A 6858-nucleotide genomic window follows, 5' to 3' on the forward strand; every position below is an offset into this window, starting at 1 on the left:
GCCGCGCGCGGCCTCAGGCGGTGCCCGGGCGGGACTTCGTGAACTCGGCGGGGGCGGAGAGCGCCAGCTCCAGCGGGGGCATTCGCGGCAGGTGGACGGTGAACGTCGTGCCCTTGCCGGGGGCGGTGTCCACGTGGATGCGCCCGTGGTGCGAGGTGATGATGCCGTGCACCACGGCCATGCCCATGCCCGTGCCCTCGCCCGCGGGCTTGGTGGTGAAGAAGGGCTCGAACAGCTTCGCGCGCACGTCGGGCGTCATGCCCACGCCACTGTCGCGCACCTCCAGCACCGCCTCCTCGCCCTCCAGCCGCGTGGACAGGAAGATGCGCCCGCCGTCCGGCATGGCCTGGGCCGCGTTCATCAGGAGGTTGACCACCACCTGGGCGACCTGCCCCGGATGGCCGAACAGGTGCGGGAGGTCCTTGAGCTCCACGGCGACGTCACACTGCGGGCCCAGCTGCCCGCGGACGATGCGCAGGGCGACGGCCACCTCCTGGTTGAGGTCGTACTCCACCATGGCCTCGGGGTCCCCGCGCGCGAAGCGGCGCAGGTCCGCGACGATGGCCGTCACCCGGCGGATGCCGTCCAGCGTGGCGGGCAGCACGTCATCCACGTACTCGTGCAGCTCCGGCGGCAGCTTCTGGCACGCGCGCAGGTCCAGCAGGAGCGAGTTGACGTTGCTCTTCACGTAGCTCATCGGGTTGTTGATTTCGTGAGCCACGCCGGCCGCCATCATGCCCAGGCTGGAGAGGCGCTCCTGCTCGCGAGAGCGCTGGTGGGCCCGGTCCAGCTGCAGGTGCGCCTGCGCCAGTTCCTCATGCTGCTGCGCCAGGCTGCGCAGCGCCTGGTGGGTGAGGAAGACGCGGCCCTCGGAGATGAAATAGACGAGCAGCGACACGAGCACGAAGCAGGCGGGCACCATCGGCGGGCACCCATCCAGCAGGGCCACGCCCGCCACCAGCGCCAGCATCCACCCCAGGCGCTGGCGCGCACCCGGGTCCGCGAAGCGGTCCACCCAGAGGGCGTTGAGGGGCAGGTACAGCCACATGGGCAGCGCCCAGTCGCTGGCGAGGCCATAGACGACGTTGGCCCCCATGTTCATCACGAACCGCACGGACTCCGCGGTGCGGGTGTGCTGGGAGAAGAAGCGCCGCGCCAGCACCATGTTGGTGCCCGTCACCAGCGCGAACACCGCCGTCACCACCGCGATGCGCCGCCACTGGCCCCAGAGGGCGTGGACGAGCAGCACGTGGATGAGGATGCAGGCCCCCAGGGTGACGTGCTTGAGGCGGGCGTTCACCCACTTCGCATCGGCCTCGGGGTCGACGGGGCTGAGGGCCTGCCGCTGCCTCATGCGTTGCCTACACCGGACCGCTCCGACGGCTGCGCCTCCTCCGCGCGCACCGGCAGCTCCAGCCGCAGTCGCTGGGGGCCTCCCACCTCGGCGACGAAGGACAGCCGTCCGCCGTAGCGCTCCAGCAGGCCGCCCACCATCTTCAGGCTGTCCGCAGCCAGCACGCCGGCGAAGCGCTCGATGATGGACAGGGCCTGCTCCGCGGGGAAGGCCGGGTCCGACATCTGCACCTTCAGCACCATGGCGGCGTCGGACAGGCCCACCTCCGCGCTCACGCCCGGCTGGGCCGCGCGGAAGGGCGCATACAGCTGTGCCATCGTCTCGCGCTGGCGGAGCAGGGACTTGAGGTACGTCACCAGCTCCGCGTCGTCCCAGGGCTTGCTGATGAAGCGGCAGATTTCGCCGTCGTTCACCGACGCCACCACCGACTTGAAGTCCGCGTAGCCGGAGATGATGAGGCGCAGGGCGAGGGGATGGCTGCGCTTGACGCGCTGGAGCAGCTCGCTGCCCGTCATCCCCGGCATCCGGAAGTCCGTCAGGACGATGTCCGGACTGAACTCCTTGAGCCGCTCCAGGGCCTCGTTCCCGTTGAAGGCAACCTGGACGTCGAAGCCCTCTCTCCGGAACAGTCGCCGCAGCGCGTGTGCCACCTGCGGCTCGTCGTCCACCACCAGCAGCTTGAATGCTTCCATGACAGCGTCGGCTCCTCTGCCGCGCACTGTAACGGAGGCTCGCGGGAATTGCCCTGGGTCCGTGATGGTGGCGCCGGGTCACTCTCGCATCTGCGACAGGGTGGGAGTCGTCTCGCGTCGCTCCGCGCCTGTCCGGATGGAGAGGAGGCAGGAAGGCGCGGAGTGTTCCGGGCCCACGGTGTAGGTGTCCCTTTACGATAGGACGTCGAAGGGTGCCTGACACAGGGAGAACCTCTAGAGTAGAACCTATGGTGTCAAAAGGATGGTGCGGATGGATGAGACAGTGGGGATTCACGTTGGGAGCGGGTTGCGCACCGCGCGGCTGCGAGCGGGACTGACCTGGTCCGAGGTGGCGGAGGCAGCCTTCCTCCCGACGGAGGCCTACGTGCGCATGGAGCGCGGGAAGCTGCTGCCCACCGTCCCCACGCTCATCACGCTGTGCCGGGCGCTGCGCATCAGCGCCGGATGGCTGCGCCAGTCCTCCGCTCCGCCGCGCTGAGGCCCCGTGAGGAGGTGGACGAACGTCAGCCAGGTTCCCGCTCGACGTCCGTATTCATGAGTGTGTCGCGCTGCGACCGCTCGAAGGTCTCCACCCTTACGACAAGGTCATTCACGTCATGAAGACGGCTCTCGTGTCATTGGGATGTGTATTCGCGCTCGCGGCGTGTGGGGACGGTCTCCCTGACGAGGCGGCCTCCACCTGCGATTCCTCCTCCAACGCCGCCGCGCATGCAGGTGGCGAGCATCAGGTGGAGACGGAGGCCTTGTCGGACGTGGACTCGGAGCGCCGCTGCTCGGAGCGGAGCGTGAGTGCGTCCGCCTCGGACCCCAAGCACGAGACCACGGGCGACCCCAACCCCATCTGACCCTCGGGGCTGGACGTCCTCGTTTCCAGCACCTCCAGGCTCCCCTCATTTGAGCGTCAGCAGGGCCCCCGCCACCATGAGCCCCACGCCGACGCCCAGACGCCACGTCACCTGCTCATTCAAGAGGAGGAAGGCGAAGAGGACGGTCAGCGGCAGGCTGAGCTTGTCGATGGGCGCCACGCGCGACGCGGGCCCGAGCTGGAGCGCCCGGAAGTAGGCCAGCCACGACAGGCCGGTGGCCACACCCGAGAGCACGAGGAAGAGGAGCGTCTTGCGGCTCAAGGAGGGCAGGGCATGGTGCTCGCCCCGGGCCAGCGAGATGCTCCAGGCGAACACGAGAATCACCACGGTGCGGATGGCCGTCGCCAGCGTGGAGGGGACGCCCTCGACGCCCACCTTCGCGAGAATCGCCGTCACGGCCGCGAAGCCGGCGGACAGCAGCGCGTAGAACCACCACGTCGTCATGCGAAGCTCCCTGGGCTGACACCGGCGAAGCCCTTCTCCCGGCGAACATGCCCAGCATGTCCGGGCGGGGTGGAACTGGAAGGCGGAGACCACTTCGCCTATGTCGGAACCCGACACGTCCATGCGAGAACTCCCGTCCCGCGCGCGAAGGCCCGCCTTCCTTCCCACCTGTGGGGTGGCGCTGCTGGCGCTCACCCTGCTGTCCTGCGCCGCGAAGGAGGCCCCGGGCCTGGAGCGCGTCCGGCGCGAGGGCGTGCTGCGCTGGGGCGCGGACGCGCAGGGCGGAGAGCCCTATGCCATGGAGGACCCGGACGTGCCGGGCCGCATGCGCGGCTTCGAGGTGGAGCTGGCGGAGGCCCTCGCACGCGAGCTGGGCGTGCGCGCGCAGTTCGTCCAGAACGACTGGTCCAGTCTCATTCCCTCGCTGGAGCGGGGCTCGTTCGACGTGGCGCTGAACGGGATTGAAATCACCCCCGCCCGTGCCGGCCGCGTCCTCTTCACGCGCCCCTACTTCGTCTTCAACCTGCGGCTGCTGGCGCGCAAGGACGACGCGAGCGTCACCCAGCTGGAGTCGCTGAAGGGCCGGCGCGTGGGCACGCTCGCCAACTCCCAGGCGTGGGAGCTGCTCCTTCGCACCGGCGCGCAGGCGGTGCCGTACGAGGGCGTGGAGGAGCCCTACATCGACCTGGAGCAGGGGCGGGTGGAGGGCGTGCTGATGGACGACCTCATCGCCCAGCGCTACGGCCAGCCGCGTCCCGGCCTGCGCGTGGTGGGCGACTTCGGCGAGGGCTACTACGCCATTGCCGTGAGGCCCGGCGAGGACGACCTCCGCGCGGCGCTGGACGAGGCGCTCGTGCGCATCGCCCGCTCGGGCGAGCTGCGCGCCATCTTCCGGCGCTGGGGCATCGACAGCGCCGCGCAGCAGCGCATGGTGGACTGGACGGACGCGCAGACGCGCGAGGTGCTCTCGGACACGAGCACCGCGCACCTGGGCTGGGGGCAGCTCGTGCTGTTCCTCCAGGCCTCCCTCGTCACGCTGCTGGTGTCCGTGGGGGCCATGGCGCTCGCGATTCCCCTGGGCGTGGGGCTGGCGTTGGTGCGGCTGTACGGGCCCGCCTGGGCCGGCCGGCTGGCCACCACCTACGTGGAGCTGTTCCGGGGAACTCCGGTGCTGTTGCAACTCTATGTCCTCTACTACGGGCTCGCGGGGGTGCTTAGGCTGGATGCGCTCTCCGCCGCGGTGCTCGGGCTGGGGTTGAACTACGCGGCCTACGAGGCGGAGGTGTACCGCGCGGGCGTGCTGGCGGTGCCTCGCGGGCAGCTCGAGGCGGCCCTGTCGTTGGGCATGCCCATGCGGCTGGCGCTGCGGCGGGTCATCATGCCGCAGGCGTTCCGTGTGGCGCTGCCGGGCGTCACCAACGACTTCATCGCGCTGCTCAAGGACAGCTCGCTGGTGTCGGTCATCTCCGTGGTGGAGCTCACCAAGCGGATGACGATTACCGCGGTGGACGTGCGCAGCTGGCTGCTGCCCGGAGCGCTGTGCGCGCTGCTGTACCTGGCGATGAGCTACCCCCTGTCCCGCCTGGCCCGGCGGCTGGAAGCGAGGCTGGAGCGCGGATGATTGAAGTGAAGGACCTGTGCAAGCGCTACGAGGGCCGCACCGTGCTGGACGGCATCAGCGCGGCCTTCGGCCCCGGCGAGGTGGTGGCGCTGGTAGGCCCGTCGGGCGGCGGCAAGAGCACGCTGCTTCGGTGCCTCAACGGGCTGGAGCCCTTCGACGGCGGCACCGTGCGCGTGGGCGACGATGTGCTGGAGCCGGGCGACACGCGCGCGCAGGGCGAGCGGCTGTGGCGCATCCGCCGCCGCGTGGGCTTCGTCTTCCAGCAGTGGCACCTGTTCGCGCACCGCACGGCCCTGGGCAACGTGACGGAGGCGCCCATCCACGTGAAGGGGCTGCGCCGCGAGGACGCCATCGAGCAGGGGAGGGCGCTGCTGGCGAAGGTGGGCCTGTCCCACCGTGAAGCCGCCTATCCCTCCGAGCTGTCCGGCGGTGAGCAGCAGCGGGTGGCCATCGCCCGCGCGCTGGCGATGGAGCCGGAGGTGTTGCTGCTGGACGAGCCCACCAGCGCGTTGGACCCGGAGCGCGTCGGCGAGCTGGTGGACCTGCTGGCGCGGCTGCGCGGGGACGGGCTCACCCTGGTGACGGTGACGCACGAGATGCGCTTCGCGCGCGAGCTGGCCTCGCGGATGCTGGTGTTGCATGGCGGGCGCATCATCGAGGAGGGCCCACCCTCCCGGGTGCTTGCCAGTCCACAACACGCGCGCACCCGGGCCTTTCTCGGTCTGGACCGCGTGGCCGGCCTCCCACCCCTCGGGTCCTGAGGCCGGCGGACGGGTTGCGCCTGCCCGCCAGCGGTGCATGCTGACGGGTGGGCCGGGCAGAACCGGCGCGCTCGCGGTGTTCCTGGCCGCGTCCGCGAGGGAATGACATGCGTCGAGAGGTGCAGCTCACGGAGTTGGGATGGGGCAGGGGGCCGAGGGTGCTCCTGCTGCCCGGGCTGGGGGCACGAGGCTCCGGCTTCCGCGCGCTCGCCCATCAGCTCGCTCCCACGGCCCGTCCGGTCCTGGTCGAGTACCCGGAGGGCGGGCATGCGGCCTGTGGCGCGGGCACGCTGGCGCGGCAGGTACTGCAGGCCGCGGGGCACTTCGACGCGGTGGTGGCCAGCTCCTTCGGGGGCATGGTGGCGGCGCACCTGGCGGCGGCCGGCGCGGCGCGAGGCGTGGCCTTCCTCGGCTCTTTCACCCGGCCTTCCCAGTTGGGCGTGCGCGGGCGCGTCATCGGGATGATGGGGCCCATCGCCCTGTGGGGCCGGCCCGGCATCGTCGCGGCGGGGCTGGCCGCGTGGAAGCCGGTGCCGCTCGACCGGGTCGCCGAGGTGGTGCCCACCACGAAGGTAGAGCGCAGCACGACGTGGCACCGCGCCCTGGCCATTGGCGACGAGGCACCGCCGCCGGAGCTGCGCCGACTCTCCGTCTCCTGCGTGTGCATCCAGGGGGACCGCGACGTGCTGGTGCCTCCGTCCACGCTGGAGCGGCTGGCCGCGTCGCTTCCTTCAGGGACGCCCCGGCACCTGCTGCGCGGCGCGGGCCACGTGCCCTACTTCACCCACCCCGAGGAGTGCGCCCGGCTGCTGCGCCCCTGGCTGGAGGCGCTGACTTCCGCCGAGCCCCTCACCACCCCCGCGTGGCCCCGGGCGGCCGGCGGCGCCGCCTGATTCGGAACGCGGGTGCGGCCCGCACGGAGTGAGGTGCCGGGGCCGCCCCACCCGGTGGCCGGCAGTCCCGGAAGGAACCTTGGCTCTGTCTCGACCCTCATGCGGACATGAGCAGGGCGCAATTGTGGAGGATGCCACGCAGCAGCACGTCGCGCTGGCGAGCGGCCCAGCTGCGGGCGGGGATGAGGTCGCCAAAGCGGCGTTTG

The 6858-nt window shown here is 71.1% G+C and carries 8 protein-coding genes; 5 read left to right on the forward strand and 3 right to left on the reverse strand.

All coding sequences use genetic code 11. The annotated features are described in order from the left end of the window. Positions 1–13 precede the first annotated feature (13 nt). Complete coding sequence (locus G4D86_RS49985; protein ID WP_164002781.1) at positions 14–1354, reverse strand: sensor histidine kinase; 1341 nt, start codon at positions 1352–1354, stop codon at positions 14–16. Next, a complete protein-coding gene (locus tag G4D86_RS49990; protein WP_164002782.1) occupies positions 1351–2046 on the reverse strand; it encodes a response regulator in 696 nt (231 codons plus the stop codon). Before G4D86_RS49990 ends, G4D86_RS49985 begins: the two co-directional genes overlap by 4 nt. A gap of 271 nt (positions 2047–2317) precedes the next feature. Here G4D86_RS49990 and G4D86_RS49995 point away from each other — a divergent pair, with 271 nt between their 5' ends. Both G4D86_RS49995 and G4D86_RS50000 read left to right on the forward strand, forming a co-directional pair. Then, entirely contained in the window at positions 2318–2545 is a 228-nt protein-coding gene (locus G4D86_RS49995) for a helix-turn-helix domain-containing protein (protein ID WP_240360935.1), read from the forward strand. 118 nt (positions 2546–2663) lie between these two features. Then, complete coding sequence (locus tag G4D86_RS50000; RefSeq protein ID WP_164002784.1) at positions 2664–2912, forward strand: hypothetical protein; 249 nt, start codon at positions 2664–2666, stop codon at positions 2910–2912. Between the two features lie 45 nt (positions 2913–2957). Here G4D86_RS50000 and G4D86_RS50005 read toward each other — a convergent pair whose 3' ends face one another. Beyond that, positions 2958–3377 carry an EamA family transporter gene (locus G4D86_RS50005; protein ID WP_164002785.1) on the reverse strand — a complete coding sequence of 140 codons (420 nt, stop codon included), beginning with the start codon at positions 3375–3377 and terminating at the stop codon, positions 2958–2960. Between the two features lie 121 nt (positions 3378–3498). Between G4D86_RS50005 and G4D86_RS50010 the strand changes: the two genes are divergently transcribed. The 3 genes from G4D86_RS50010 (at position 3499) to G4D86_RS50020 (ending at position 6652) form a co-directional block, all read left to right on the forward strand. Beyond that, entirely contained in the window at positions 3499–4998 is a 1500-nt protein-coding gene (locus G4D86_RS50010) for an ABC transporter substrate-binding protein/permease (RefSeq protein ID WP_164002786.1), read from the forward strand. Continuing rightward, on the forward strand, positions 4995–5759 hold the full coding sequence (locus G4D86_RS50015; RefSeq protein WP_164002787.1) for an amino acid ABC transporter ATP-binding protein: 765 nt from the start codon (positions 4995–4997) through the stop codon (positions 5757–5759). Before G4D86_RS50010 ends, G4D86_RS50015 begins: the two co-directional genes overlap by 4 nt. 107 nt (positions 5760–5866) lie before the next feature. Then, positions 5867–6652, forward strand: a complete 786-nt coding sequence (locus G4D86_RS50020) for an alpha/beta fold hydrolase (protein WP_164002788.1) — start codon at positions 5867–5869, stop codon at positions 6650–6652. Positions 6653–6858: the final 206 nt, after the last annotated feature.

Source organism: Pyxidicoccus caerfyrddinensis, from assembly GCF_010894405.1.
GTDB lineage: Bacteria > Myxococcota > Myxococcia > Myxococcales > Myxococcaceae > Myxococcus > Myxococcus caerfyrddinensis.

What these genes read in the sequence shown, in the direction of transcription:
- G4D86_RS49985 (WP_164002781.1), bottom strand. Translation starts at nt 1,354, where the DNA reads ATGAGGCAGCGGCAGGCCCTCAGCCCCGTCGACCCCGAGGCCGATGCG.
- G4D86_RS49990 (WP_164002782.1), bottom strand. Translation starts at nt 2,046, where the DNA reads ATGGAAGCATTCAAGCTGCTGGTGGTGGACGACGAGCCGCAGGTGGCA.
- G4D86_RS49995 (WP_240360935.1), top strand. Translation starts at nt 2,318, where the DNA reads ATGGATGAGACAGTGGGGATTCACGTTGGGAGCGGGTTGCGCACCGCG.
- G4D86_RS50000 (WP_164002784.1), top strand. Translation starts at nt 2,664, where the DNA reads ATGAAGACGGCTCTCGTGTCATTGGGATGTGTATTCGCGCTCGCGGCG.
- G4D86_RS50005 (WP_164002785.1), bottom strand. Translation starts at nt 3,377, where the DNA reads ATGACGACGTGGTGGTTCTACGCGCTGCTGTCCGCCGGCTTCGCGGCC.
- G4D86_RS50010 (WP_164002786.1), top strand. Translation starts at nt 3,499, where the DNA reads ATGCGAGAACTCCCGTCCCGCGCGCGAAGGCCCGCCTTCCTTCCCACC.
- G4D86_RS50015 (WP_164002787.1), top strand. Translation starts at nt 4,995, where the DNA reads ATGATTGAAGTGAAGGACCTGTGCAAGCGCTACGAGGGCCGCACCGTG.
- G4D86_RS50020 (WP_164002788.1), top strand. Translation starts at nt 5,867, where the DNA reads ATGCGTCGAGAGGTGCAGCTCACGGAGTTGGGATGGGGCAGGGGGCCG.